General features: G+C 64.2%; 24 protein-coding genes. 10 read left to right on the top strand and 14 right to left on the bottom strand.

Translation table 11 applies throughout. From position 1 onward, the window contains the following. From C100_RS44330 to C100_RS44320, 3 genes are all read left to right on the top strand, one after another. Positions 1-613, top strand: a 613-nt coding sequence (locus tag C100_RS44330; protein WP_024021604.1) for a glycosyltransferase, incomplete at its 5' end; no start/stop codon positions are given. Further along, complete coding sequence (locus C100_RS44325) at positions 610-1,356, top strand: FkbM family methyltransferase (protein ID WP_024021603.1); 747 nt, start codon at positions 610-612, stop codon at positions 1,354-1,356. The genes C100_RS44330 and C100_RS44325, both read left to right, overlap by 4 nt. Positions 1,357-1,358: 2 nt before the next feature. Then, positions 1,359-3,101, top strand: coding sequence for a hypothetical protein (locus C100_RS44320; RefSeq protein ID WP_024021602.1), 1,743 nt, complete (start codon positions 1,359-1,361; stop codon positions 3,099-3,101). Positions 3,102-3,110: 9 nt separating this feature from the next. Here the strand turns inward: C100_RS44320 and C100_RS44315 are convergent, their stop codons facing one another. Both C100_RS44315 and C100_RS44310 read right to left on the bottom strand, forming a co-directional pair. Beyond that, a complete protein-coding gene (locus tag C100_RS44315; protein ID WP_200866593.1) occupies positions 3,111-4,829 on the bottom strand; it encodes an amidohydrolase in 1,719 nt (572 codons plus the stop codon). After that, entirely contained in the window at positions 4,826-5,695 is an 870-nt protein-coding gene (locus tag C100_RS44310; RefSeq protein ID WP_024021600.1) for an NAD(P)-dependent oxidoreductase, read from the bottom strand. The genes C100_RS44315 and C100_RS44310 overlap by 4 nt, the downstream gene beginning before the upstream one ends. Positions 5,696-5,793: 98 nt before the next feature. Between C100_RS44310 and C100_RS44305 the strand changes: the two genes are divergently transcribed. Both C100_RS44305 and C100_RS44300 read left to right on the top strand, forming a co-directional pair. Then, entirely contained in the window at positions 5,794-7,041 is a 1,248-nt protein-coding gene (locus tag C100_RS44305) for a threonine ammonia-lyase (RefSeq protein ID WP_024021599.1), read from the top strand. A gap of 114 nt (positions 7,042-7,155) precedes the next feature. Next, a complete protein-coding gene (locus C100_RS44300; RefSeq protein ID WP_024021598.1) occupies positions 7,156-7,974 on the top strand; it encodes an arginyltransferase in 819 nt (272 codons plus the stop codon). A gap of 31 nt (positions 7,975-8,005) precedes the next feature. Here C100_RS44300 and C100_RS49230 read toward each other — a convergent pair whose 3' ends face one another. Next, complete coding sequence (locus tag C100_RS49230; protein ID WP_235219137.1) at positions 8,006-8,233, bottom strand: hypothetical protein; 228 nt, start codon at positions 8,231-8,233, stop codon at positions 8,006-8,008. Between the two features lie 195 nt (positions 8,234-8,428). Here C100_RS49230 and C100_RS44295 point away from each other — a divergent pair, with 195 nt between their 5' ends. Further along, a complete protein-coding gene (locus C100_RS44295) occupies positions 8,429-10,585 on the top strand; it encodes a putative bifunctional diguanylate cyclase/phosphodiesterase (RefSeq protein WP_442800331.1) in 2,157 nt (718 codons plus the stop codon). Between the two features lie 64 nt (positions 10,586-10,649). On the opposite strand, the gene C100_RS44290 is transcribed toward C100_RS44295, so the two are convergent. The 5 genes from C100_RS44290 to C100_RS44270 all read right to left on the bottom strand — a co-directional run bounded on the left by C100_RS44290 (position 10,650) and on the right by C100_RS44270 (position 14,604). Further along, the gene (locus C100_RS44290) at positions 10,650-11,636 is read right to left on the bottom strand and encodes an RcnB family protein (protein WP_024021596.1); all 987 of its coding nucleotides are present in this window, start codon (positions 11,634-11,636) and stop codon (positions 10,650-10,652) included. A 148-nt stretch (positions 11,637-11,784) separates the two neighbouring features. Further along, complete coding sequence (locus tag C100_RS44285) at positions 11,785-12,270, bottom strand: GAF domain-containing protein (RefSeq protein ID WP_024021595.1); 486 nt, start codon at positions 12,268-12,270, stop codon at positions 11,785-11,787. Between the two features lie 8 nt (positions 12,271-12,278). Continuing rightward, positions 12,279-13,460, bottom strand: coding sequence for a glycosyltransferase family 87 protein (locus C100_RS44280; RefSeq protein ID WP_024021594.1), 1,182 nt, complete (start codon positions 13,458-13,460; stop codon positions 12,279-12,281). A gap of 75 nt (positions 13,461-13,535) precedes the next feature. Further along, a complete protein-coding gene (arfB, locus tag C100_RS44275; protein ID WP_024021593.1) occupies positions 13,536-13,940 on the bottom strand; it encodes an alternative ribosome rescue aminoacyl-tRNA hydrolase ArfB in 405 nt (134 codons plus the stop codon). Further along, positions 13,927-14,604 (bottom strand): RluA family pseudouridine synthase, encoded by a 678-nt coding sequence (locus tag C100_RS44270; protein ID WP_024021592.1) that lies wholly within the window; start codon positions 14,602-14,604, stop codon positions 13,927-13,929. The genes arfB and C100_RS44270 overlap by 14 nt, the downstream gene beginning before the upstream one ends. Before the next feature lie 68 nt (positions 14,605-14,672). Here C100_RS44270 and C100_RS44265 point away from each other — a divergent pair, with 68 nt between their 5' ends. Beyond that, positions 14,673-15,629, top strand: a complete 957-nt coding sequence (locus tag C100_RS44265; protein WP_024021591.1) for an acyltransferase family protein — start codon at positions 14,673-14,675, stop codon at positions 15,627-15,629. 3 nt (positions 15,630-15,632) lie between these two features. Here the strand turns inward: C100_RS44265 and C100_RS44260 are convergent, their stop codons facing one another. The 4 genes from C100_RS44260 to C100_RS44245 form a co-directional block, all read right to left on the bottom strand. After that, positions 15,633-16,493: a sigma-70 family RNA polymerase sigma factor gene (locus C100_RS44260; RefSeq protein WP_024021590.1), complete on the bottom strand. Its 861-nt coding sequence runs from the start codon at positions 16,491-16,493 to the stop codon at positions 15,633-15,635. Beyond that, positions 16,493-16,948, bottom strand: a complete 456-nt coding sequence (locus tag C100_RS44255) for a carboxymuconolactone decarboxylase family protein (RefSeq protein WP_024021589.1) — start codon at positions 16,946-16,948, stop codon at positions 16,493-16,495. Before C100_RS44255 ends, C100_RS44260 begins: the two co-directional genes overlap by 1 nt. Positions 16,949-17,895: 947 nt before the next feature. Beyond that, positions 17,896-18,495, bottom strand: coding sequence for an NAD(P)H:quinone oxidoreductase (wrbA, locus tag C100_RS44250; RefSeq protein WP_024021588.1), 600 nt, complete (start codon positions 18,493-18,495; stop codon positions 17,896-17,898). A gap of 125 nt (positions 18,496-18,620) precedes the next feature. Next, on the bottom strand, positions 18,621-19,340 hold the full coding sequence (locus C100_RS44245) for a pirin family protein (protein ID WP_024021587.1): 720 nt from the start codon (positions 19,338-19,340) through the stop codon (positions 18,621-18,623). A gap of 138 nt (positions 19,341-19,478) precedes the next feature. On the opposite strand from C100_RS44245, the gene C100_RS44240 reads away from it, so the two are divergent. From C100_RS44240 to C100_RS44230, 3 genes are all read left to right on the top strand, one after another. Then, complete coding sequence (locus C100_RS44240; RefSeq protein WP_024021586.1) at positions 19,479-20,372, top strand: LysR family transcriptional regulator; 894 nt, start codon at positions 19,479-19,481, stop codon at positions 20,370-20,372. Between the two features lie 277 nt (positions 20,373-20,649). Further along, entirely contained in the window at positions 20,650-21,357 is a 708-nt protein-coding gene (gene ctrA, locus C100_RS44235; RefSeq protein WP_024021585.1) for a response regulator transcription factor CtrA, read from the top strand. Between the two features lie 105 nt (positions 21,358-21,462). After that, a complete protein-coding gene (locus C100_RS44230; RefSeq protein WP_442800330.1) occupies positions 21,463-22,164 on the top strand; it encodes a pentapeptide repeat-containing protein in 702 nt (233 codons plus the stop codon). A 118-nt stretch (positions 22,165-22,282) separates the two neighbouring features. On the opposite strand, the gene C100_RS44225 is transcribed toward C100_RS44230, so the two are convergent. Together C100_RS44225 and C100_RS0125370 are read right to left on the bottom strand one after the other, a co-directional pair. Beyond that, positions 22,283-22,951, bottom strand: coding sequence for a hypothetical protein (locus C100_RS44225; RefSeq protein WP_024021583.1), 669 nt, complete (start codon positions 22,949-22,951; stop codon positions 22,283-22,285). A 99-nt stretch (positions 22,952-23,050) separates the two neighbouring features. Then, a partial coding sequence (locus C100_RS0125370; protein WP_031310193.1) for a S8 family serine peptidase occupies positions 23,051-23,352 on the bottom strand: 302 nt, incomplete at its 5' end.

Raw genomic sequence — 23,352 nt, 5'->3', positions numbered from 1 at the left:
CCCGCCGATGCGGCTGGCGGCGGCATCCCCCGAAGACCTCGCTGCCATCGCACGCCCCGTCCTGCCACGCCTGCTCTTCTTCGGCACGATCCGCCCCTATAAGGGCGTCGATCTGTTGATTGAGGCCTGCCTCATCCTGTGGCGCGCGGGCCACCGGTTCGAACTGGTGCTGGCGGGCAAGCCCTTCATGGATGTCGCGCCGCTGCTGGATGCCGTGGCGCGCGCAGGTTTCGCCGACCGCCTCGTCACCGACCTGGGATTTCTGACCGAAGGCCGGCTCGACGCGCATATGGCCCGCGCCGACATGCTCGCCTTTCCCTATCGCCAGATCGATTCGAGCGGTGCCTTCCTCTCTGCCCTTCACCATGGCAAGGCGATGGTGACGTCGGACGCGGGCATGTTCGGCCAGTTGCCCGATGGCGTCGCGGTCAAGGCGCCGGCGGGAAATGCGCCAGCGCTCGCCCAAGCCCTCTTGCCGCTGATCGAAAGCCCGGCCATCAGACAGGATTATGGCGCGCGGGCGCGGGCTTATGGTGAAGATATGGGATCTTGGAAGGATATGGCGGTGGCGACGATCGGCATCTACGAAACCGTGCTGGCCGCGCGCGCATGAACCGCTATCTCCGCGAACTGGCTGACCGCAGGCTGGCCGTCCGTCTCGCCTTGTCTGGGCGCGTCCATCAATATCCCGAAATCCAGGCGCTCCGTCGCTTCCTGTCCACCTTCGCGGTCGACTGCCTGTTCGACGTCGGCGCCAATCGCGGTCAATATGCGACCATGGTGCGCCGCGATGCGGGCTATAGGGGCCTGATCCTCTCCTTCGAGCCGAACCCGGACGTGTTCGCCGAACTCCAGAAACATGCGGCATCCGACGGCCACTGGCACGTCTTCAACATGGCGCTGTCCGATTTTGACGGCACCGCCAGTTTCAACATCATGGCCGCCGATCAGTTCAGCTCGCTTAAAAAACCATCCGGCGCGCAGGACGCCATCTTTGCCGAGCGCAACAAAGTGACGAAGACGGTGGACATGCAATGCCGCCGGCTCGACGGCCTGCTGCCCGAACTGACGGCGCGGCATGGCTTTGCGCGACCCTTCCTGAAGATGGATACGCAGGGCCATGACCTGTCCGTGTGCGAAGGCGCGGGCGATGCGCTGGGCGTCATGCTGGGGGTGCAGACTGAATTGGGCGTGCGGCCCATTTACGAAGGCGGCGCGGGCTATCGCGCGATGATCGACTGGCTCGAAGCGCGCAGCTTCGTCCCTTCCGCCTTCTTCGCCAACAATAAGGGGCATTTCCCGTTGCTGGTCGAAATGGACGGAATTTTCGTCAATCGGGCGCTGGTGCAGGATTGACCATGGGCGCGCCCGCCAGTGCTATATCGGCGCGCCGCTTGTTCCTGGCGGGTGCGCTCGGTCTCACATTATGGCTGGGCGCAACCTTCCTGTGGCATGTGACCTATCGCCAGGGCATCAGCCTGGCGGTCATCCTGCTGCTGGACCAGGATTTCCCCGCTTTGCTTGGATCGCTGCTGCTGCTGGCGCTCGCCGCGCCCTTTGCGGAAGGCAGGGGCTTCACGCTTCCCCGACCAGGTGCGCGGATCGTGGTGCCGCTGATCCTGCTGCTGGGGCTGGCCGCCTGGGTCGGGCATTATGCCCTGTTTCAGGATTATGCGATCAGCCGGGATGAGGAAGTGGCCCGCTTCGCCGCCGCCTATATGCGCGAAGGCCTGTTCGCGCGGCCCATCCCGATCGAATGGGAACCCTATCGCCGGGCGATCATGCCCGAATTTTTCTCCCCCTTCGGCGCGGCGGATTATTGGACGGCGGCCTATCTGCCGGTGAACAGTGCGATCCAGGCGCTGTTCTGGCAATTGGGTGATCCCAACCTGGCCGGTCCCGTGCTGCTGATGGCGGGGCTGTTCGCGCTGTGGCGCGTGGCGCTGCACCTGATGCCCGATCGCCCCGATGCGGTATGGGTGACGATGCTGCTGGGCTTTTCGTCCAGCCAGCTTTGGGTGACGGCGATGACGCCCTATGCCATGACCGGCCATTTCGCGCTCAACCTGGTCTGGCTGGCGCTGGTGCTGCGCGGCGGCGTGATCGGACATGGGAGCGCGGGAGTGGTCGCGCTGATCGCCGCGGGCCTGCATCAATGGCATTTTCCGCCGATCTTCATCGCACCCTTCATCCTTTGGATGTTGCTGGCGCGGCGCTGGGCGGCGGCGGCTTTCCATGCGCTCACCATTGTCGCTATCGTGATCGTCTGGGCAAAGCTGTGGCCTGAATTTCTGCTCCACGCCCTTGGCGCCCCCGCCGATGTCCGGCCTTCGGCCGGGGTGGCGGATAAGGTGGGCAGCCTGTTCGAACGGCTGGGCGATCGTTGGCAACCTCTGGTCAACCTGACCCGCTATATCGCCTGGAACAACATATTGATGGTGCCGCTCGCCGCTCTGGGCGTGGCGGCCATGCGCTGGCGGCGGCTGTTGCGGGGGCAGGAGATTGCGCTGCCGCTGACGCTGGGCTGCGTCGCGGGATGCGGGCTGGCGCTGGCGCAGGGCTATGGCTGGGGTTTCCGCTATGCCCATGGTTTCATCGGCCCCTTCTGCCTGCTCGCGGGACTGGGATGGGCACGCTTCCGGCCGCAGGGCGCGTTACGCCCGGTGTTGATCGGGCTTCTCATCACCGGCCTGTCCAGCGCCTTCCTGGTCTGGCGCACCTATGAATTCGTCGCGCCCTATGCCGCCAGCCACGAGCTGATCGATTCGAGCGAGGCCGATGTCGTGCTGGTCGATCCGCGCGGCGGCCTCTATGTCACGGACCTTGTGCGCGGGCGCAATGGCGTGCCGGGGCGGCCCATGGTCATGAACCTAGGGATGCTGAGGCTCGATCAGGTGGACGAACTATGCCGGGACTATGTGGTCGAACTGTTCGAACGGGCCGATTTCCGCCCGCTCGGCGTGCCGCTGGCGCGCTGGAATATCGGCCGGCTGGACATGCTGCGCGCGCATATGAAGGATGTCGGCTGCGACAAGCCGGTCCAGCCGCCGCTGCCCGAAGATTTCGACGATGCGATGAACGTCGCCGACAACGCCATGTGATGGAAGGGGCTATTGCCCCTTCACATAGACCCGCTTGCCCCCGATCCACGTCTCCAACACCTGCGTCTGCCGGATGTCGGCAGGCCGTGTGGTGGAAATGTCGCGGTCGATCAACAGGAAGTCGGCGCGCTGGCCGGGCACCAGGCTGCCGAACTTCTTCTCCGCGAAACCGGCATAGGCCGCCTGCCGGGTGAAGCCGTCCAGCGCCGCCTGAAAGCTCACCCGTTGTTCGGGCATCCAGCCGCCAAAGGGCTCGCCCTTGGCATCCTCGCGGGTCATGGCGACGGCGATGCCGGGGAAGGGATTGGCGCTTTCCACCGGCACGTCGGAGCCGAAGGCGAGCGGCACGCGATTGTCCAGCATCGATTTCCACGCATAGGCGCCCTGCAACCGGCCCAGGCCCACGCGCGTCGTCGCCATGCGCCAGTCCGATGCTTCATGCACCGGCTGCATCGACGCAATCGCGCCCAGCGGGCCGAAGCGGGGCAGGTCCGCCGGATCGACGATCTGCGCATGTTCGATCCGCCAGCGCCGGTCGCCCTTGTAGGTGTCATTAAGTTCCGCGATCGCGTCGAGAATCTCGTGATTTGCCGCGTCGCCGATCGCGTGGACGGCGACCTGGAAATTGTCCATCGCCGCGCGGCTCATGATGTTGCGCAACTGCGTGCCGGGGATGATGTTCAACCCGCGCTCGCCCGGCGCATCGGCATAGTCAGCCTTCAGCCATGCCCCGCGCGATCCCAACGCGCCGTCGAGCAGCAGTTTGATCCCGCCCATGCGCAGATGATCGTCATAAAGCCAGGGCGTCGGCTCCGGCCCGGCGATCAGCACCATATTGTCGAGGCCAGCGGCATAGGCCATGATCCGCACCCGCAGCGCGCCGCGGTCGGCCGAACGGCGGAACGCCTGCCAGTCCTCGATGCTGGTGCCCATGTCGGCGATGCCGGTGATGCCCATGGCCAGCAGCGCGCGTTGCGCCTTTTCCAGCGCTAGGTCGCGGTCCTTGGGGGCAGGGGGCGGCACGAATTTCTGGATCAGGTCCATCGCCTTGTCGATGAAGACGCCGGCAGGCTTGCCCGCCGCCATTTCGACGCGGCCGCCGGCCGGTGCCTTGGTCGCGGCCGTCACCCCGGCCGCACGGATGGCGGCGCTGTTGGCCCAGCCGGCATGGCCGTCGATCCGTTCCAGCCAGACCGGGATGTCGCTGACCGCCGCGTCCAGTTCAGCGGCGGTGGGAAAGCGGCCCAGGCCCCATTGTTCCTGGTTCCAGCCGGTGCCGATGATCCATTTGCGCCCCGGATTGGCGGCGACATAGGCGCGGATCTTCTCTTGCGCCTGCGCCAGCGACCGGGTGTCAGACAGGTCCAGCGTGATGAGCGAAAGGCCAAGCCCCATGACATGACCATGGGCGTCGATCAGGCCGGGGATCAGGGTCTTGCCGCCCGCGTCCAGCTTGAAGCTCGGCCCCTTGGGACGCTCGGGCCAAGGCTGGCCCCGCTTGGGCTTTTTGGGCTTATATTCAGGTTCTTGATAACGGCCGGGGATCAGTTTTTCGACCTTGCCCTCGTCATCGATCAGCAGCGCGCCAAAATGGACGATCTGGCCGTTCGCGTCGAGCGCGATGCCGTTCACATTGTCGATCACGCCCGAAGCCAGCGCGGGCAGGGGGCAAAGGGCAAGCGCCATGGCGGCGCCTGCCAGTGCGCGCGACGAGGAAAATCCAATCATGCTCGGGTCAGTCTCCGTACCAGCGCGCTGGTGTCCTGCCGCTGGCCGCCCATGGCCTGCACATCGGCATAATATTGATCGACCAGCGCCGTGACCGGCAGGGTCGCCCCATTGGCTCGCGCCTCTTCCAACGCCAGGCCCAGATCCTTGCGCATCCAATCGACGGCGAAGCCGAAATCAAATTCGTCTTGCGCCATCGTCTTCCAGCGATGGTCCATCTGCCAGCTTTGCGCCGCGCCGCCGGAAATCGCCTCGAACACCGCGTCGATGTCCAGTTCGGCCGCCTGCGCGAACCGCAGCGCCTCCGACAGGCCCTGGATGAGGCTCGCGATGCAAATCTGGTTCACCATCTTGGTCGTCTGGCCTGCGCCGGCGCCGCCGACATGGACAATCCGCGCCGCATAGGCCTGCATCACGATCTTCGCTGCCGTCACCGCCGGTTCGCTGCCGCCGCACATGATCGACAGCCGTCCGCTTTCCGCGCCGGCCTGTCCGCCGGACACCGGCGCATCGACGCTATGGATGCCCAGGCTTTCGCCTTCGACGGACAATTGCCGCGCAATACGGGCGGAAACCGTGGTGTGATCGATGAACAGGCTGCCCGGCTCCATGGCGCGGAAAGCGCCCTCGCGGCCCAGTGTGATTTGGGCCAGGTCATCGTCGGTGCCCACGCAACTGATGACGATTTCGGCATCCTCGGCGGCCTTGGCCGGGCTGATCGCGACTTGCCCGCCATAGGCTTCCGCCCAGCTTTTCGCCTTGCCCATCGACCGGTTATAGACGGTCAGCTCATGCCCGGCCCTTGCCAAATGCCCCGCCATCGGACCACCCATGATCCCCAGGCCGATAAACGCGATCCTAGCCATCAAGCCCCATTCATTTTGTGCGTCCGCCCTTGCCATAGGGCCAGTTACCGGACAGTTCCAGTTTCTTCACCGGCAATTTTCGTTTACGGGCCGTGCCCATGAACACGTTAGCCAAGATCGAAAGCGCCCTGCCGCTGCCCGTCACCGTCGATGACATTCTTGCCGCCCGCACCCGGATTGCGGGCGCGATCGTCAAGACGCCGACGCTGATCAGCCAGACTTTTTCCGACATGCTTGGCTGCAACGTCTATCTCAAGTTCGAAAATCTCCAATTTACCGCCGCTTACAAGGAGCGTGGCGCGCTCAATCGCCTGTTGCAACTGGATGATGAGTCGAAGGCGAAGGGCGTCATCGCCGCGTCCGCCGGCAATCATGCGCAGGGCCTTGCCTATCACGGCAAGCGGCTGGGCGTTCCGGTCACTATCGTCATGCCCACGACGACGCCGATCGTGAAAGTGACGCAGACGCGCGGTCATGGCGCGACTGTCGTGCAACATGGTGAAAAATTCGACGACGCCTATGCCCATGCCCGCAAGCTGGAGGTGGAACAGGGCCTGACCTTCGTCCATCCCTTCGACGAACCCGACATCATCGCGGGCCAGGGCACGGTCGCGCTCGAAATGCTGGAGGATGCACCCGAAATCGACACCCTGGTCATCCCGATCGGCGGTGGCGGCCTGTTTTCTGGCATGGGGACCGCCGCGCGGGCGATGAAGCCGGACATCAGGCTGGTCGGTGTCCAAGCCGAACTCTACCCGTCCATGTATGACTTCATCAAGGGCGCCGACCTGGCCTGTGACGGCGACACGCTGGCCGAAGGCATTGCGGTGAAGCAGCCGGGCGACATCACCCGCCGCTTCGTGGAGCGATTGGCCGACGATGTGGTGCTGGTGAGTGAGCGCCGGCTGGAGGAGTCGCTGAGCCTGCTGCTCCAGATCGAGAAGACCGTGGTCGAAGGGGCGGGGGCGGCAGGCCTGGCGGCGCTGCTGACGCATCGCGCCCAATTTGCGGGGCGCAATGTCGGACTGGTGCTGACCGGCGGCAATATCGACACCCGGCTGCTGGCCAACGTGCTGCTCCGCGACCTCGCCCGATCGGGGCGGCTGGCGCGGCTGCGCATCATCCTGCAAGATCGGCCCGGCGCGCTGTTCCACGTCGCGCGCATTTTCGATCAGGAAGCAGTCAACATCCTTGAACTGGCGCACCAGCGCATCTTCACCAACCTGCCGGCCAAAGGGCTGAGCCTCGACGTGGAATGTGAGACGCGGGATCGGGGGCATCTCCAGGGGTTGATCGCCGCTTTGCGCGAAGCGGGTTATGAGGTCGCGCCGATCGAGGTTGCATAATGGGACGCGCCGGCCCCGTGATTTCATAGTAAATGCCCTTTTCATGCGGGCATCGGGGCGGCATAGTTCAGGCATGAAGCAACAGCATGGCAGCGTAGGAACGGAGGATGGAGCATGACCGCACCCTTCCGTTTCCCGCGTTTCTTTGTCACCAATCCCAGCCCTTGTCCCTATCTGCCGGGCAAGAGCGAGCGGAAGGTGTTCACGGAACTGAGCGGCGACAATGCGCCGGAACTCAATGACGCGCTGAGCCGGATCGGCTTTCGGCGCAGCCAGAATGTCGCCTACCGGCCAAGTTGCCCGGATTGTTCGGCGTGCATATCCGTCCGCGTCGTCGCCGGCGAATTTCGGCCGAACGCGACTCAGCGCAAATTGCTGCGCAGGAACGAGGATCTGGTCGTCAGCGCCTGCAAGCCTTGGTCGACCGAAGAACAGTTCGCCTTGTTGCAACGCTATCTGCGGGTGCGTCATCCCGGCGGTGGCATGACCGAAATGGACGAAATGGATTTTGCCGACATGGTCGAACAGACCCCGGTGGACAGCCAGGTCGTGGAATATCGGGAGCCGGGAACCGGGGGGCGTCCAGGCAAACTTGTCGGGGCCTGCCTCACCGACCGGCAGGGTGACGGACTGTCGATGATCTACAGTTTCTTCGACACCGACCTGCCGCATCGCCAGGGGCTGGGCAACTATATCATCATGGATCATATCCTGCGTGCCGCAGCGGCGGACCTGCCCTATGTCTATCTCGGCTATTGGGTGAAGGGTTCGGCCAGGATGCAATATAAGGTTCGCTATGGCCCGCTTGAAAAGCTGGGACGGACCGGGTGGACGCGCTTCGATCCTGCCGAACGGGAAGCAGCATTGCGCGACAGTCCGTCGCGCAATGCATCGCCATTACCGGTCGAACTGGCGACTATCCTGCGTAAATAGGGCGAAATCGCCGCGCTATAATCCTAATTCTTTAACTTTTTCCGGTAGCTGCCTTCTGTGATGAGGAAGGATGCAGCAAAAATGGTCGGGGGCGGTGGATCGGTTCGCTGATCGTCGCTTTGAAGATGCGCGGCTCATTGCCACGCAGGGGCAGTCGCATCAGGATTCGTTGCGATTTCGCAATAACCTGCTGTTTTCTTCGGCCTTCGACCTTGTTTCGCCAACTCTTTTTCGGTGGGTCGCCGATGATCGCGGCCATATTCTGGCATGGCGTCGCGAATCAGGTCGGGCGCGTTTGCGATTCGCGGGCCGTCCGTCCGGACTGGCATGGAGGGCTGCGCTAGATCGCGGCGACCGGCGTCAACTGCTGCACGCCGCGCAGCAGGAAAATCCACCGCCGCTGACACTGCGCCTGCGCGGGGCAGCGGGGGAGCGGCGTTGGTGCCGTGTCCGAATGCAGCGCGCCCGCACGGCCGATGGCGATACCATCATCGTAGGGACGGTCGAGGATGTAGAGGATTTCCAGCGGACACAGGCGCAGGCGCTCGAGACGGCCCTTACAGAAAGCCGGGAACATTATCGCTGGTCGGTCGAATTAAGTCCTCAGGTGCCCTGGACTGCGGCGCCAGACGGCCGGATCGAGGAAGTGGGACCGCGCTTCACGGACCTGACGGGCTTGCCCGTGGAGCAGGCATTGGGCTTGGGTTGGCTCAGGGTTCTTCACGAAGAGGATGTGCCGCGCGTCTCTGCGCTGTGGACCGATCATCTTGTCAGCGGTGATCCGATCGACGTCGATTATCGCATCAAGCTACGCGACGGCGGATATCGATGGATGCGTGCTCGAGCGGGCGCGCGTCGCGATGATCAGGGCCGAATCATTCGCTGGTATGGCACGCTGGAGGACGTCCACGCCCGCCGTGTGGCCCAGCGCGACCTGGCCGAGAGCGAGGAACGGTTCCGGCTTGCGGTCCAATCTGCGCGGTTGGGTATCTGGGATTTCGACGCCGCGACAGGCACGCGCAATTGGTCGGCCGAACTTCGCAGGATGCTGGGCGTGGCCCGGGATGTCGAACCGACCGCCGGCCTCGCTCTGTCGCTGGTGCACCCGGAAGATCGGGATCGCCTGCGCGCCATGCTGGAATCGGTCGCCGCCGGCACGTTGCCGGCGCATTTCGAAGATATGTTGAGGATACATCGCGCTAATGACGGCGCGTTGCGCTGGATCAAGAGTACGAGCTGGACCACCCGGACCGAAGCCGGACGACCGATGCGCATCATCGTCACCTTCCTTGATGTCACCGAAGAGCATGACAGCGAGGAGCGTATTCGGTGGGCCGCGACCCATGATCCGATGACGAGGCTCCCCAATCGCGCCCTATGGCAAGCCGGCCTGGATAGCATGGCTGAAGAAGCCCGGGCGCGAGGTGAAAGCTTCGCATTGTTGCTGCTCGACATTGACGATCTCAAGCGCACCAATGATTCGCTCGGGCACGATGCGGGTGACGCTCTATTGTGTGCCTTCGCTGCGCGGCTGGCCGCCGCTGCGCCACCCGATGCGGTGATCGGCCGGTTGGGCGGGGACGAGTTCGGGCTGATCGCGCCGTCGCTTCACAATGGTTCGCTGGTGGAGGCATGGGGCAGCGCCTTGATCGAGGAATTGCGTCGGCCGCATCTTCATCAGGGCCGATCACTCGACTGTGGGGTCAGCATGGGTGCTGCCCTGTTCGGTGCGGACGGGGACCGGGGGGACGAACTGCTCAAGGCTGCCGACCTTGCGCTCTATGCGTCGAAGGCGGCGGGACGGGGTCGCCTTACGCTATTCCACTCCAGCCTCCGTGCTGAAGCGCAGCAGCGCGGCTCGATGATCCATATGGCGCGGGCGGTGATCGCGGACGACCTGTTGATGCCCTATTACCAGCCCAAGGTGGATCTGCGCACCCGCAAGGTGACGGGCTATGAGGCCTTGTTGCGGTGGCGCCACCCGCGTCTGGGCGTTCAGTTGCCCGGCAGCATCGCGGCGGCTTTCGATCATGGGGAAATTGCCGTTGCCCTGACGCGCAAGATGCTGGCCGCCGTGCTCCACGATCTGGTGCGGTGGCTGGATGCGGGCTACGATCCGGGCCGCATCGCGATCAATGCGTCGGCGGCGGATTTCACGCATTCGGGATTTGCCGACTTCGTTCTCGAACGGCTTTTGGCTGCCAATGTGCCGACGGACCGGCTTGAGATCGAGGTGACCGAGACCGTTTTCCTGGGCCGGGGAGCGGATCAGGTCGCCAGCGCCTTGCGCTGCTTCGCCCATGCCGGCGTCCGGGTTGCGCTCGACGATTTCGGCACCGGCTATGCCTCGCTCAGCCATCTGAAACATTATCCGGTCAACGTGCTCAAGATCGACCGCAGCTTCGTCAGCAATATGGATCATGATGCGGGCGATGCCGCGATCGCCGACGCCATCGTGAAACTGGGCGCCAGCTTCGGCATGGAAGTCGTGGCCGAGGGGGTGGAGACCGAGGCGCAGGCGCAACTCCTCCGTGACCGCGGCTGTCCGATCGGCCAGGGGTTTCACTTGGGCCGCCCGAAACCTTTCGACGCCATCCGCCCTGGAAACTGATCCGGGGCGGGCGGGGCGGTTAAAAACGCAGGGAATGGACCAGGCGGCACCCTGGGACCGGTCCTTATTTGCAGCGGCAGGCGCGGCGGGCCTTGGGGGCCGCTTTGCGATAACGGACCTGTTCGGTCACATAGGTGGTGGTTGTCGTCGTCGTGACTGCCGGCTGCACCGTCACGGTCGTTACGACGGGCGCGGGATAATAATAGCCGCCGGCCACATAGCCACCGCCCCCCATCGGTGCGGTCCCGTTCCAATGCGGTGGGGGATAGTCGACGCCCGCGCCACGGACATCGCCTTCGAACCGGCCGTCATAGGTGCCTGACACCGTGCGGCCGTCATCCGTGGTCCAGGTGCCGGTCCAGCGGCCTTCATATTCATTGGCGCTGGTCACGGCATCGTCGGCATAGCCATAGCCATAATCATAGCTGGCGCCCGGGCGGCGCGGCGGAGCGTGACGGCGGTCATCCTCCGCCTTGTCGATCGCCATGCCGGCGACCGCGCCGACGCCAGCCCCGATCAGTGTGCCTTCGGTGCGGTTGCCGCGACCCGCGATGCGATTGCCCGCGACGCCGCCGACCACGGCGCCGATCGCCGCGCCGCCTAAACCGTTGTCGCGTTGGTCACGGGGATCATCGTTCCCAGGGCCATAGCCCCCTTCGTAACGGTCCCAATCGATACCCGCGCGATAGTCATAGACCCGCCCGTAGCGGTCGGTCATGACCGCATCGTCATAATAGCGCGACCAGCCATAGCCATAGGTGGGCGCGGGCAAGCCATAGGCAGGATAATTGGCGATATAATAGCTTGGGCTGATCCAGTAGCGCGGCAGGATGAAGCCCCGGATCGGTCGGCGATAGGCGGTCCAGCCACCCGGTGCGCGCCAACCGGCATACCAGCGGCCGTCATGTCGCGGTCCCCAGCGATGGCTGACATTGCCCTGCGTGGCCGGTCGGCTGGCGTGCACCCCTGTCTTGCCCGCCGCGACGGTGGGCGCGGCGGCGCCCGCCATCGTCATGCCGGCGCCGATCAGGACGAGATGGAACATCCGCATGGTCAAGTCTCCCTGTTGCCCCGGGCGCGCGTCAAGGCGCGTCCGAAATGCTAACGTCTCGTTTAGCATGATGATCCGCAGCTATCCATGCGGGGCAGGGTGAATTTCCGTCCCGAAACGGGTCAGGGCGCCCCTTCTGGGGGAAGGTTTAACCGATCCGCGCGGCAATCCGGGCGGCGAGTGCCTCCAGTCCGGTGGCGTCCTGCGCGTCGAAGCGGGCGGGCTGTGGGCTGTCCAGATCGATCACGCCGATCAGCCGGCCTTCGTGCAGGAGGGGCACCACGATTTCCGACGCACTGTCGGCGTCGCATGCGATGTGACCGGGAAAGGCATGGACATCCTCCACCAGTTGCGTCTCGCGCGTGGCCGCAGCCGCACCACATACGCCCCGCCCGACCGGGATGCGAATGCAGGCCGGCTTGCCCTGGAACGGCCCAAGCACCAGTTCGTCGCCGATCATGCGATAAAAGCCCGCCCAGTTGAGATCAGGCAGAAACTGCCAGAGCAGCGCGGACAAGTTCGCCATATTGGCCACCGGGTCCGGCTCGGTCGCGGTCAACGCGTCGGCGGCGGACAGCAGGTCGGTGTAAAGGGTCGCCTTGTCGGCGGTCGCGGCGGGGGAGAAGTCGTACATGGTTGATGCTAAGCCTTAGCAAATGTTCTGGCCGGTGTAGTTTCATGGCTGCCTATTGCGTGTTTGACCAAGACGATCAAGCCAGCCAGCAGGGCAATAGGAGCGATGAGATTATAGACCATAACCAGCAATGGGGACGCGAAGGCCAGCCACAAAATGATCCTTTCGCCGAGGGTGAGAGAGGTCCATCGGTCGTAGAGCAAGATGGCAAAGCCCAGGCTGACGACGGTGAGATCATAGTTGAATATATAGGGAAGGATGATCGCCGTGGCAGTCGCACAGATGAAAGCGAACTGTTGGATGTCGGCGTTGCGCGCGCGCCAGGTCAACCATATCGCAACCGTGGCGAAGCCGATTTGCACGATCACTGCGATCATCGCCGGATACTCTCTTAGAGCGATATAGGCTGACGGCATCATGAGGAAGTAGAATTTATTGCCCGACGCATTCATGATCCGGTTTTGCAAAGCCGAAGTTTCAACTATCCACTGACGCCATAAATCGAAGCCGAAGGCAAAGCTACTTAGCAGAATTAATGCGAGGGTGACTATAATGGCAAAGCCAATGACTTTTCCTTTACGGCGATAGATGAGCGTGGCTGCGATGAGTAAACCGAGATGCGGTTTTAGCGTCATCAATCCGGCGATGACACCCGATCGGATCGGTGCGCGATTGAGGCTGCGAAAAAATAACAGCCACAAAGCTCCTATGACGAAACCATAATGTCCGCACCAGATGTTCACTACGGCTGCCGGGGTCGCTATCGCCAGCCAATTTGGTAGCGAGGCCATATAGGGCTTTGCTGCCCACATGAAGAATGTCGCACCCGCCACCGTCCAGAGGATGAGCGCCGGAAGATAGGGTAGTTCGGCAAAGGGCATTGCCAGAAACAGGCTTTGCGGCGGATAAGAGTAATTATAGGGGTCCAATACGCCGAAGATCGCCATCTGCCATGTTCTGTAGGCATCATAATCGTAGAGCTTGTCCAACTGCCCGGATAGTGCGAGATTTCCGCCGGTCCACACGTTCAGAAAATCGCGTCCAACGATCAAGCGAGCCTTGCTCAGACGTAAGCCGTCTAACTGCATCAGGTCGAGCAGGATGAGTACGACACCCAACACGGTAGCCGATGCCCACATGAACCAGTTGAGGGGGCGGGGTACAGCTGGCCCTTGTATCGGTTTATCCATGCATCCATCACCAGTTTCAAATCGACGATCTGACCATCATGGCAGAGCAAAATGGGTAATTGGTAAAGGCTGCCGTCAGTCCAACCGCACTTTGCCGCGGCCCTGTTTTATCGAGCCGCGTGCCTTCTTCGCGTCGGTGCGGCGGGCTTTGGCGGCTTTTCCGGGTTTGGTGGCGATGCGGCGGGGGTCGCGTTCATGGGCTTTGGCGATCATCTCGCTCAGCCGTTCGCGCGCGTCCTGCCGGTTGGCTTCCTGGGTACGGAAGCGGTTGGCCTGGATCAGGATTTCGTTGGCGGAGGTCAGGCGCGATCCCGCCAGTTCGCGGATCTTGCGATAGGCGTAGGGCGGCAGGCCGAGCCGGAACAGGTTGACGCGCAGCTGCACGGCGGTCGCGACCTTGTTCACATTCTGCCCGCCGGGTCCGCCGCCGGAGAGGAAGCGCTCTTCCAGCGCGTCCTCTGGGATGTCAAAGACCGGCATCGTCCAGTATCTCCGGGCCGAACCCGGCTGCGACGAAGGTTTCGGGCAGGGGAGCGGTGGCCTGCGCCGGCGGTTTTTCACCGCGCGGCACACTCAGGAAGCGGCTGTGCAGCAGCATCGGCCCGACGCCGTCGCCATAGACCGGATCGCCCATGATGCCGAACCCCAGCCCATGCTGGGCGTGGACGCGGATCTGGTGGGTCCGGCCGGTTTCGGGGGTGAAGGCGATCAGCGCCCGGCCGTCCTTTTCCGCCAGCTTGCGCCAGTGGGTGACGGCGGCCTTGCCCGCCTTTGCCGGGATCATGCGCCATCCTTGGGCGGGCGTGCTGACCTTCTTGAGCGCGAGTTCGATCGTGCCCTCGTCATCGGCGGGCACACCGTCCACCACCGCGACATAGCGTTTGGTCACGGTGCCGGCTTCGAACGCGGCGGCGAAACGCTTGTGCGCCTTGGGATTGCGGGCGAGCAGCAGGCAGCCGCTGGTGTCGCGATCCAGCCGGTGGACCGCCAGCGGCCAGCGCTGGAAGCCGAAAGTCAGCGACGCCAGATGATTTTCCAGGCTCATGGACCCGTCGCGCGGGGCATCGACCGGCAAACCGGCCGGTTTGTCGAGGATCAACGCCTCGCCGTCGAGGAACAGGACATGGTCGGTCAGCAGGGCCAAAAGAAGGGGTCCGATCGGAAAAAAGGGGCAATTGACGGGCGCGCGGCATCCTATAGGGCGTGGAGCCGATGGAAAACAGGGGGCATGACGCGGCGCAGGCGCAATTTCGGCTGGATTGGGTCGATGTGGCGCGCGGGCTGGGCATAGTGGCGGTCGTGGTGGGGCATGTGTGGACGCGCGGGCCGCTGCGCGATGCGATGTACAGTTTCCATATGCCGCTGTTTTTCCTGCTGTCGGGGATGTTGTCCCGGCCGCACCCGGTCCGCGCCTTCACCTGGCGACAGATTTCGGGGCAGATGCGGCCCTATTTCGCCTTTCTGATCCTGCTGCTGCTGGCCGACCAGATCATCGAGCCGATCAAGGGCAATGTCCCGATATTCCGCCGATGGCCCCATGACATCGGGCCGATCCTGCTGGGCGGCACCTGGTTGGGCGGTCCGTTCATCATCTTCTGGTTCGTGCCGTGCCTGATGATGGCGCGCATCCTGTTCAACATTGTGCTGGGCCGCTGGCCCGACCCGCTCGACCGGCGCTGGGCGATGATCCTGATGCCGATACTGCTGCTGGCCTATGGCCTGGGCTGGTGGACCAGCGCTTCGCCGCTGGGGCTTTTGAGCGTGCCGATGGCCTTCGCGTTGTTGTGGGTGGGCGCGGCCTGGCCGCATATCCGTTGGCATAACGGCATGATCCTGCCGCTGGGGACACTCGCGCTGCTGGGGCTGGGCGGCGTGTTTCCGCCGCTCAACATGAAGGTCGCCGATTATGGCTGGCCCTTGCTGTCGATCGGCGCGGCAGTGGCGACATGCCTGCTGATCTTTCGCCTGTCCGCGCTGGCCGCTCCGTTCGCCTGGCCGATCGCGGCGCTGGGGCGGGCGTCGCTGGTCATCATGTATCTGCACGGCGCGCTGATCCATTATGGCGCGCCCTATCTCCCCCGGCCCTGGCTGCTGGCCCTGGCGCTGGCGGCGCCGTTCCTGGCATGGCACCTGTTGCGGGCGACCCTGCTGCGGCGGATATTCCTGTGACATTCAGTGCAGGTGGCGCAATTTGTCGGGGTTGCGCATCACGTAGATGGCGCTGACCTTGCCATCCTCTATGGCGAGCGCGGTCGTCTGGACCTGCCCATCGGCTTCGCGGGTGACGAAGCCGGGCAGGCCGTTGATCTGGCAGGTGCGCAGCAGCGTCGAGCCATATTTCCCGAACAGGATGGCGAGCGCCTTGTGCACCTGCATCACCTGGCGCAGGCCGATGGCGGGTCGGATCGCGGCGGGCCGCTTGCCGCCGCCGTCACTGTGCAGGCTGACATCCTGCGCCAGCATCGCGCCCAAGGCCGTCATGTCGCCGCTGCGCGACGCGGCGAAGAAGGCGCCGGCGATTTCCAGCCCGCGTTCCCGTTCCAGCCGGTAGCGCGGGCGCGCGTCGCGGACATGGGTGCGGGCGCGCGCCGCAAGCTGACGGCAGGCGGCGGCATCGCGGCTGATGGTGGTGGCGATTTCCTCAAAGTCCAGGCCAAAGACATCGTGCAGCAGGAAGGCGGCACGCTCCAGCGGCGACAATCTTTCAAGCGCCAGCATCAGCGGCAGGGTGACGTCCTCCGCATCGTCCTCTTCCTCGACCAGCGGTTCGGGCAACCAGGGGCCGACATAGGTCTCGCGCTGCACCCGTGCCGATTTGAGCTGATCCAGGCAAAGCCGCGTCACGATGCGGCGCAGAAAGGCTTCGGGTTCGCGAATATCCTCGCGGTCGGCGCCCATCCAGCGGATGAATGCCTCCTGCACCACATCCTCCGCATCGGCGAGCGAGCCGAGCATCCGGTAGGCGACGCGGGTCAGGCGGGGACGCAGCGGGTCGAAGCGAGCCGCCGCGTCCATCTGCGTCCCCCGCGCCATCAGGCCGCTGCCTTCATCGGCATGTCATACCAAAGGTCGAAACCGACCGCGAGGCGGTTCCAGCCATTGATGATGTTGATCATCAGGGTCAGCTTCACTTGCTCTTCCTCGGTGAATTCCCAGTTCAGCGCCTCTTTGGCGGCTTGATGGCTATGGCCTTGCGCGATGGTGGTGAGCGCTTCGGTCCAGGCCAGCGCGGCGCGCTCGCGGTCGGTGTAGCAAGGCGCCTCGCGCCAGGCCGACAACAGGTAGATGCGCTGTTCGCTCTCGCCCTTTTCGCGGGCTTCATAGGTGTGCATGTTGATGCAGTTGGCGCAGGCGTTGATCTGCGACGCGCGGATCTTGACCAGTTCGATCAGCGCGGGTTCCAGGCTGTCGGCCACGGCGGTGGACAGGGCGGTCCAGCTTTTCATCAGCTGCGGCGCGGCGGCGTAGGGATTGAAGCTGTCGGTCATGATGCAGTCCTTTCGTTTGGGGTCTGCTGACATGACGAGATGGCGCGGCGGGATGTGACATGGCGGCTCGGAAATTTTCGCCGTGAGAGAGATTTTTTCCGCCACAGGCCAAAGTTCACACCGTTGTCGGGTAATTTCGACCAATAGTCACAGGAAAGTAAGGCCGACGCCACGGTGAGGGCGCGCCTAAGCGACAGGGACGCGCCGATCGGGTCACAGCGACGCGCCGCCGACGCGACAGGAACGCGCCAGCCAGGCGACAGGCAGGCGTCACTTGCGCGCCAGTTTCGAGGCAGGGGGAAGGGAGGGTGCCGCCGGTCCATCGCGCAGGATAGATCAGACGAAATCCTATTTTGGAAGGATGTTTTTGGCGGGCGCACGGCGACCAAAGCCAGACTGTCGAGCGCGTTTCAAGGCTGCTCTAAAGCGCCGCTCCCATTATCGTCACCCCGGATTTGATCGGGGGTTCCGCTTGCCCATGCTTTGCGTTGGAAAGGAAGCGGGATGCCGGGTCAAGCCCGGCATGACGACAAGGGATTGGTTGAGAGCGATCATATTCCCTCATCCCGGCGAAAGCGGGGCGTGCGCAGGCGAAGAGATGTTGGGGAAGTGCTGCCCCGGCCGCTGCGCGCTTTCGCCCGAGATGCCAGCCTGCGCTGGCATCTCGGGGGGAAATAGGGGCGCTTGCCGCCTCATGTTCGTCATCCCGGCGAAAGCTGGGATATCAGGCAATGACGCGCCAGACCCACTGAGACCCAAGCTTTCGCTGGGGTGACGACCAAGGCTCAAGAAAAGCTGCCAGCCCGCAACCCATCCTTATCGTCAATCCCAAACGCAAAAGGGGCTGGCGCATTGTCCCGATGCACCAGCCCCTTGCGGCGTGTTTCAAGCCTTGATGCGACACAAAGGCGCTCGCCGTCGCATAGTGCAGACGTCGTGGTCCGCGATCAGCCGTGCAGTTTGATCGCGGTTTCGGCAATGCGGCGGCCCTGATAGCGAGCGCCGTCCAGTTCTTCCTCGCTCGGCTGGCGGCTGCCGTCGCCATCGGCCAGCGTGGTCGCGCCATAGGGCGATCCGCCGCGCACCTTGTCCACGCCCATCTGGCCCTGGAAGCCATAGTCGAGGCCGACGATGGTCATGCCGAAGTGCAGCAGGTTGGTGATGATCGAGAAGAGGGTGGTTTCCTGCCCGCCATGCTGCGACGCAGTGGAGGTGAAGGCGCCGCCGACCTTGCCGTTGAGCGCGCCGCGCATCCAAAGACCGCCGGCCTGATCGAGGAAGGCCGCCATCTGGCTGGACATGCGGCCAAAGCGCGTGCCGGTGCCAACGATGATGGCGTCATAATCGGCCAGATCCGCGATGGCCGCGACCGGGGCGTCCTGGTCCAGCTTGAAATGGGCGTTCTTCGCCACTTCGAGCGGGGCGGTTTCGGGCACGCGCTTGACATCGACCTGCGCGCCGGCGGCCGCCGCGCCTTCGGCCACGGCCTTGGCCATGGTTTCGATATGACCGTAGGACGAATAATAGAGAACCAGAACCTTAGCCATGGGAATATCTCCTTATCAGAAAAATCGTGGAAGAAAGGGTGGCCGCCTGCATGAGGGAGGGGATGCAGGCGGCCCGGCCCGCCCGCAGGGGAGGGAGAAAGGACGGGCCAAAAGGGTTGAAGAGGTCAGATACTGTCCACCAATATGATTTCGGCATCCTCCAGCGCCGTGATGGTGAGGGGCGCGCCGCCGATGATCGCCGCGCCGTCGCGGGCTTCGAACACGGTGCCGTCAATGTCGATCCGGCCCGTTGCCGGGACCAGATAGAGATGGCGCCCTTCGCCGCTGTCATAGGTCACGCTGTCGCCGGCCTTGACGGTGCCGCCCAGCAGGCGGGCATCGGCGCGGATGCGCAGCGCGTCCTTGTCCGCGTCATGGCCGCTGGCCAGGACGATCAGCTTGCCGGCGCGGTCGCCCTTCGGGAACGGCTTGGCGCCCCAGCTCGGCTGGCCGCCGCCGGCGCGGGGCATGATCCAGATCTGGAACAGGGTGGTGGTTTCATCCTCCAGATTATATTCGGCGTGGCGGATGCCGGCGCCCGCCGACATCACCTGAACATCGCCGGCCCCGGTGCGGCCCTGATTGCCAAGGCTGTCCTTGTGCGTGATCGCGCCGGTGCGGACATAGGTGATGATTTCCATGTCGCGATGCGGATGCGGGGGGAAGCCCGAGCGCGGCGCGATTTCATCATCGTTCCACACCCGGATGGCGCCCCAGTTCATGCGCTCTTCGTCATGATAATCGGCGAAGGAGAAATGATGATGGGCGTTGAGCCACCCATGGTTGGCGGCCCCCAGCGACGCGAACGGGCGGCGCTCGATGCGGCTCGTGATGGTCGTGGTCATGAGTCTTACCTTTGGATTTTCGAACCTGAAGGTTCGAGGTGCCTTTCGTTGCGGAGGCGGATGCTTCCGCTTGCTTTCCGACAATCTAGCCATCAGGATCGTTTCATAAACCAGCAGCTTTGAAACGGATTGTTTCCCATGCGACTTCCCGATTTTGAGGCCTGGGCGATGTTCGCCACCGTGGTCGAGCACCGCAGCTTCACCGATGCGGCCAAGGCGCTGAGCGTGTCGAAGGCGACCGTGTCCAAGGCCGTCACCCGGCTGGAGGAGCATCTGGACACCAGCCTGTTCAACCGCACCAGCCGCCGCCTGGCGCTGACCGAAAGCGGCAAGCGGCTGGCCGATCATGCCCAGCGCATCCTGGCCGAAGGACAGGCGGCCGAAGAGGCGGCGCGCGACGAAACGGCCGAGCTGTCGGGCGTGGTGCGGCTGGGCGCGCCGATGACGTTCGGACTGCTGCGCGTCGCGCCGATGATCGCGCAATTCACGAAGGATCATCCCGCGGTCGATGTCGATCTGCATCTGTCCGACGCGCATATCGACATTGTCGACATGGGGCTGGACGCCACCATCCGCATCGCCGACATGCCCGACAGTTCGCTGCGCGCGCGGCGGCTGGCGGATGTCCATATGCATGTCGTGGCGTCCGCCGCCTATCTGGAGGCGCGGGGACGACCGCAGCATCCGACCGACCTGGGGACGCACGATTGTCTTTGCTATTCCAACGTGACGACGCCCGACGTGTGGCGCTTTGCCGGGCCGGGGCAGCAGAATGTCGTCGTACAGGTGCGCAGCCGGATCACCGTGAACAGCGGCGAAGCGATGTTGCCCGCACTGCGGCTGGGGGTCGGCATCGCCCGGTTGCCCGACTTCATCGTGGGCGATGCCCTGGCGCGCGGCGAACTGGAGGAGATATTGGTCGAATGGCGTCCGCCGCCCTTTGGCCTGCATCTGGTGACGCCGCCATCGCGGTTGCGGCCGGCGCGGGTCGATGCGCTGCTCGATTTCCTGACGCGCCACCATGGCTGTTAACCCCAAGCGTCAATATTGGTAAAAAAATTTCCAGCGGTCGTGGTCCTTTGCCTGCTGCGGGGCGCTGGACCTTCGTTTCGTAGGCGAATCTAGCTTGACTCGTCGCGGCACGTTTCGGCCTCAACTCTTTGTAAATAGATTCGTTTTGCTGCGACTCGTGGATTCCTGCCGGTTAGCGAAAAATTAACCTTTGTCCTTCAGAAGTTTTTTGGTTAATGATTTGAAGCAGAGGCCGTTCTGGTGGGGTGAACGGGACTGCGACGCAAAGGGGCTTCACATGCGCGTGCTGCTGATTGAGGACGAACCGACCACTGCCAAGGCGATCGAGCTGATGCTCACGACCGAGGGGTTCAACGTCTATACCACCGACCTGGGCGAGGAAGGCCTCGACCTGGGCAAGCTGTATGATTACGACATCATCTGCCTGGACCTGAACCTGCCGGACATGCATGGCTATGACGTGCTCAAGAAATTGCGCGCGGCCAAGGTGCAGACCCCGGTGCTGATCCTGTCGGGCATCAGCGAGATGGACAGCAAGGTCCGCTCTTTCGGCTTTGGCGCCGACGATTATGTGACCAAGCCCTTCCATCGCGAGGAACTGATCGCGCGCATCCATGCCGTGGTGCGCCGGTCGAAGGGGCATAGCCAGTCGGTCATCCGCACCGGCAAGTTGTCGGTCAACCTGGACGCCAAGACCGTCGAAGTGGACGGCAACCGCGTCCACCTGACCGGCAAGGAATATGCGATGCTGGAGCTGCTGTCGCTCCGCAAGGGCACGACCTTGACCAAGGAGATGTTCCTCAATCATCTCTATGGCGGCATGGACGAGCCGGAACTCAAGATCATCGACGTCTTCATCTGCAAGCTGCGCAAGAAGCTGGCCCTGGCCTGCAGCGGCGACAATTATATCGAGACCGTCTGGGGTCGCGGCTATGTGCTGCGCGACCCGGACGAGGTCGAGGAGGAGCAGGCCAAGGTCGCCTGATCCGACGGGGTTTCAAGGGGGTGGAAAGGCCGGTGTCCGCAAGGGCGCCGGCCTTTTCCGTATCGGGCCTTGGATCGTCGGCCCATTTGCGCATAAGCGATGGGCATGGATGACCTGTTTGCCGATCGTTCCGCCGATCAAGCCCTTTGTGACCGGACGCTGGGCCGGGCGGAGATCGCTGCTTTGGCGAAGGGGCCGCCGGGGCATCTGATCGGCTGCGACCTGGACGAGGCCGATCTTTCGGGGCTGGACCTTTCGGACTGGATGTTCGACCGCTGCCAGATGCGCCGGACCGATTTTTCCGGCGCGACGCTGGACCGCACATCGTGGCAATCCTGCCGGGGCGGCTTCGTGCAATATGGCGGTGCGGACCTGCGGGAAGCGCGTTTTGTCTCCTGCGACCTCAATAACAGTGTGCTGCGACGCGCCAAGCTGTTCGCCGCGACGTTCGACCGGTGCAAGCTGACGGGCGCGGACCTGACCGACGCGGGCGCGCTGGACCTGCAATTCACCCACACGCTGCTGGTGAATGCGCGGTTGCCGGGCTTTTCCTTTCGCAAACAGGTGCTGACCGCCGTCGATTTTTCGCAGGCGGACCTTGGCAAATGCGATTTTCGCGGCACGATGTTCGACGGTTGCAGCCTGCGCGACGCCAGCCTGGACGGATGCCGGTTCGATGGCGCGGACCTGCGCGGCGCGGATATCGGCGGCCTGCGACTGGTCAATGCCGGGCTGTTTCGCGGCGCGACCATTTCGCGCGAGCAGGCGGGGCAGTTGCTGGGCGAACTGGGGCTGAATGTGCGTTGAGGCGCAAGGTTGAACAGGCCGGCGGCCCTGGCGGACAGCCGGCCTGTTCGTCAGGCGGCGGGGCGTCAGGCGACGGCTTGGAACTTGGCCGCCGCCTGTTTCACGCCCCTTACGGGGGTCAGTCGTCCGCCTGATCGGGGGTGGAGCCATCGCCGCCGGTCGCGCCCCGGCCCGACGCCTGGCCCGAAAGCTGGCCGCTCGCTTCGAGCGAAGCGGCATTGTCGATCGCACCGGTCGCGCGCCCCGCGACATTGTCGGCGGCCGAACCGGCACGGCTGGTCAGGCCCGAAGCGCGATTGCGGGTGGCGTTCACCACCGTTCCCGCCCGGTCGCGCGTGGCCGAGACGGCGTTTGCGGCGCGATCCCGAGCCATGCCGGTCGTATCGCTGGCCCGGTCACGCACGGCGCCGGCGGCGCTTCGGGCGTCATTGGCGTCCAGCGTATCGACGGCAAGGCCGCCATTGGCCGATCCGTTCGCCGACCCAGAGGCACCGGCGCTGCGGCTCTTGTCCTTGCGGCTGATCTTGCCGCTGGCCGATCCATCGGCGCGGCCCCGGCCCGAACCATTGGCGCCGACGCGACCATTGTCGATGTCGATGCTGCGTTCGAGGCTGCCCGAACCTGCAAGCGTGCCACCCAGGCCAGCGCCCGAACCGCCCAGCGTTCCGCCGAGCGAGCCGCCCAGTGCGCCGCTTCCCAGGCCGCCGCCGCCCAGCAACTGTGCGGATGCGGGCGCCGTGGTCAGCGCCGCGAGACCAATGGCGGCAATCAGAAACTTCGCTTTCATCGCTCATCTCCTTGATGTGTAGCTATGCGATGTCAGGAGAACGAGGGCAGGCGCGGCTTTCATCCCGATGCGCTGGAAAAATCGTCAAATAACGGAAAATCAATCGTTATTTCTGCATGATCCGCACAGGACAGGCGGCTTTCCCTTGGCGGCTTCACCGCGCAGCGCGACCAGGCTGCCGCGCGCGAAGAGGCGGCCAGCGACGAGCGGCGCGGCAAAGCTGGTGCCACGCACCGCGCCCTTGCCGTCAGCCATGGTCGCCGCCTGCATGTCCGCGCCGGGCGCCGCGAAATCGACATGGAGCGCGCGCCCCGCTTCGGGCAGGAGCCTTCCGCGCCCGTCTATGCCCGTCACGGCGATGACGCCGGGATAGGAAGCGGGATAGGCCGGCGGCGCGGCGG

Source organism: Sphingobium sp. C100, assembly GCF_000508185.1.
Taxonomy (GTDB): Bacteria; Pseudomonadota; Alphaproteobacteria; order Sphingomonadales; family Sphingomonadaceae; genus Sphingobium.
The sequence above is the reverse complement of the archived record's forward strand: the minus strand, read 5'-3'. Positions and strand labels throughout refer to the sequence as shown.

Excerpts from the sequence above, each read along its gene's own strand:
- C100_RS44325 (WP_024021603.1), top strand. The coding sequence starts at position 610 with ATGAACCGCTATCTCCGCGAACTGGCTGACCGCAGGCTGGCCGTCCGT.
- C100_RS44320 (WP_024021602.1), top strand. The coding sequence starts at position 1,359 with ATGGGCGCGCCCGCCAGTGCTATATCGGCGCGCCGCTTGTTCCTGGCG.
- C100_RS44315 (WP_200866593.1), bottom strand. The coding sequence starts at position 4,829 with ATGATTGGATTTTCCTCGTCGCGCGCACTGGCAGGCGCCGCCATGGCG.
- C100_RS44310 (WP_024021600.1), bottom strand. The coding sequence starts at position 5,695 with ATGGCTAGGATCGCGTTTATCGGCCTGGGGATCATGGGTGGTCCGATG.
- C100_RS44305 (WP_024021599.1), top strand. The coding sequence starts at position 5,794 with ATGAACACGTTAGCCAAGATCGAAAGCGCCCTGCCGCTGCCCGTCACC.
- C100_RS44300 (WP_024021598.1), top strand. The coding sequence starts at position 7,156 with ATGACCGCACCCTTCCGTTTCCCGCGTTTCTTTGTCACCAATCCCAGC.
- C100_RS49230 (WP_235219137.1), bottom strand. The coding sequence starts at position 8,233 with ATGGCCGCGATCATCGGCGACCCACCGAAAAAGAGTTGGCGAAACAAG.
- C100_RS44295 (WP_442800331.1), top strand. The coding sequence starts at position 8,429 with ATGCAGCGCGCCCGCACGGCCGATGGCGATACCATCATCGTAGGGACG.
- C100_RS44290 (WP_024021596.1), bottom strand. The coding sequence starts at position 11,636 with ATGCGGATGTTCCATCTCGTCCTGATCGGCGCCGGCATGACGATGGCG.
- C100_RS44285 (WP_024021595.1), bottom strand. The coding sequence starts at position 12,270 with ATGTACGACTTCTCCCCCGCCGCGACCGCCGACAAGGCGACCCTTTAC.
- C100_RS44280 (WP_024021594.1), bottom strand. The coding sequence starts at position 13,460 with ATGGATAAACCGATACAAGGGCCAGCTGTACCCCGCCCCCTCAACTGG.
- arfB (WP_024021593.1), bottom strand. The coding sequence starts at position 13,940 with ATGCCGGTCTTTGACATCCCAGAGGACGCGCTGGAAGAGCGCTTCCTC.
- C100_RS44265 (WP_024021591.1), top strand. The coding sequence starts at position 14,673 with ATGGAAAACAGGGGGCATGACGCGGCGCAGGCGCAATTTCGGCTGGAT.
- C100_RS44260 (WP_024021590.1), bottom strand. The coding sequence starts at position 16,493 with ATGGCGCGGGGGACGCAGATGGACGCGGCGGCTCGCTTCGACCCGCTG.
- C100_RS44255 (WP_024021589.1), bottom strand. The coding sequence starts at position 16,948 with ATGACCGACAGCTTCAATCCCTACGCCGCCGCGCCGCAGCTGATGAAA.
- wrbA (WP_024021588.1), bottom strand. The coding sequence starts at position 18,495 with ATGGCTAAGGTTCTGGTTCTCTATTATTCGTCCTACGGTCATATCGAA.
- C100_RS44245 (WP_024021587.1), bottom strand. The coding sequence starts at position 19,340 with ATGACCACGACCATCACGAGCCGCATCGAGCGCCGCCCGTTCGCGTCG.
- C100_RS44240 (WP_024021586.1), top strand. The coding sequence starts at position 19,479 with ATGCGACTTCCCGATTTTGAGGCCTGGGCGATGTTCGCCACCGTGGTC.
- ctrA (WP_024021585.1), top strand. The coding sequence starts at position 20,650 with ATGCGCGTGCTGCTGATTGAGGACGAACCGACCACTGCCAAGGCGATC.
- C100_RS44230 (WP_442800330.1), top strand. The coding sequence starts at position 21,463 with ATGGATGACCTGTTTGCCGATCGTTCCGCCGATCAAGCCCTTTGTGAC.
- C100_RS44225 (WP_024021583.1), bottom strand. The coding sequence starts at position 22,951 with ATGAAAGCGAAGTTTCTGATTGCCGCCATTGGTCTCGCGGCGCTGACC.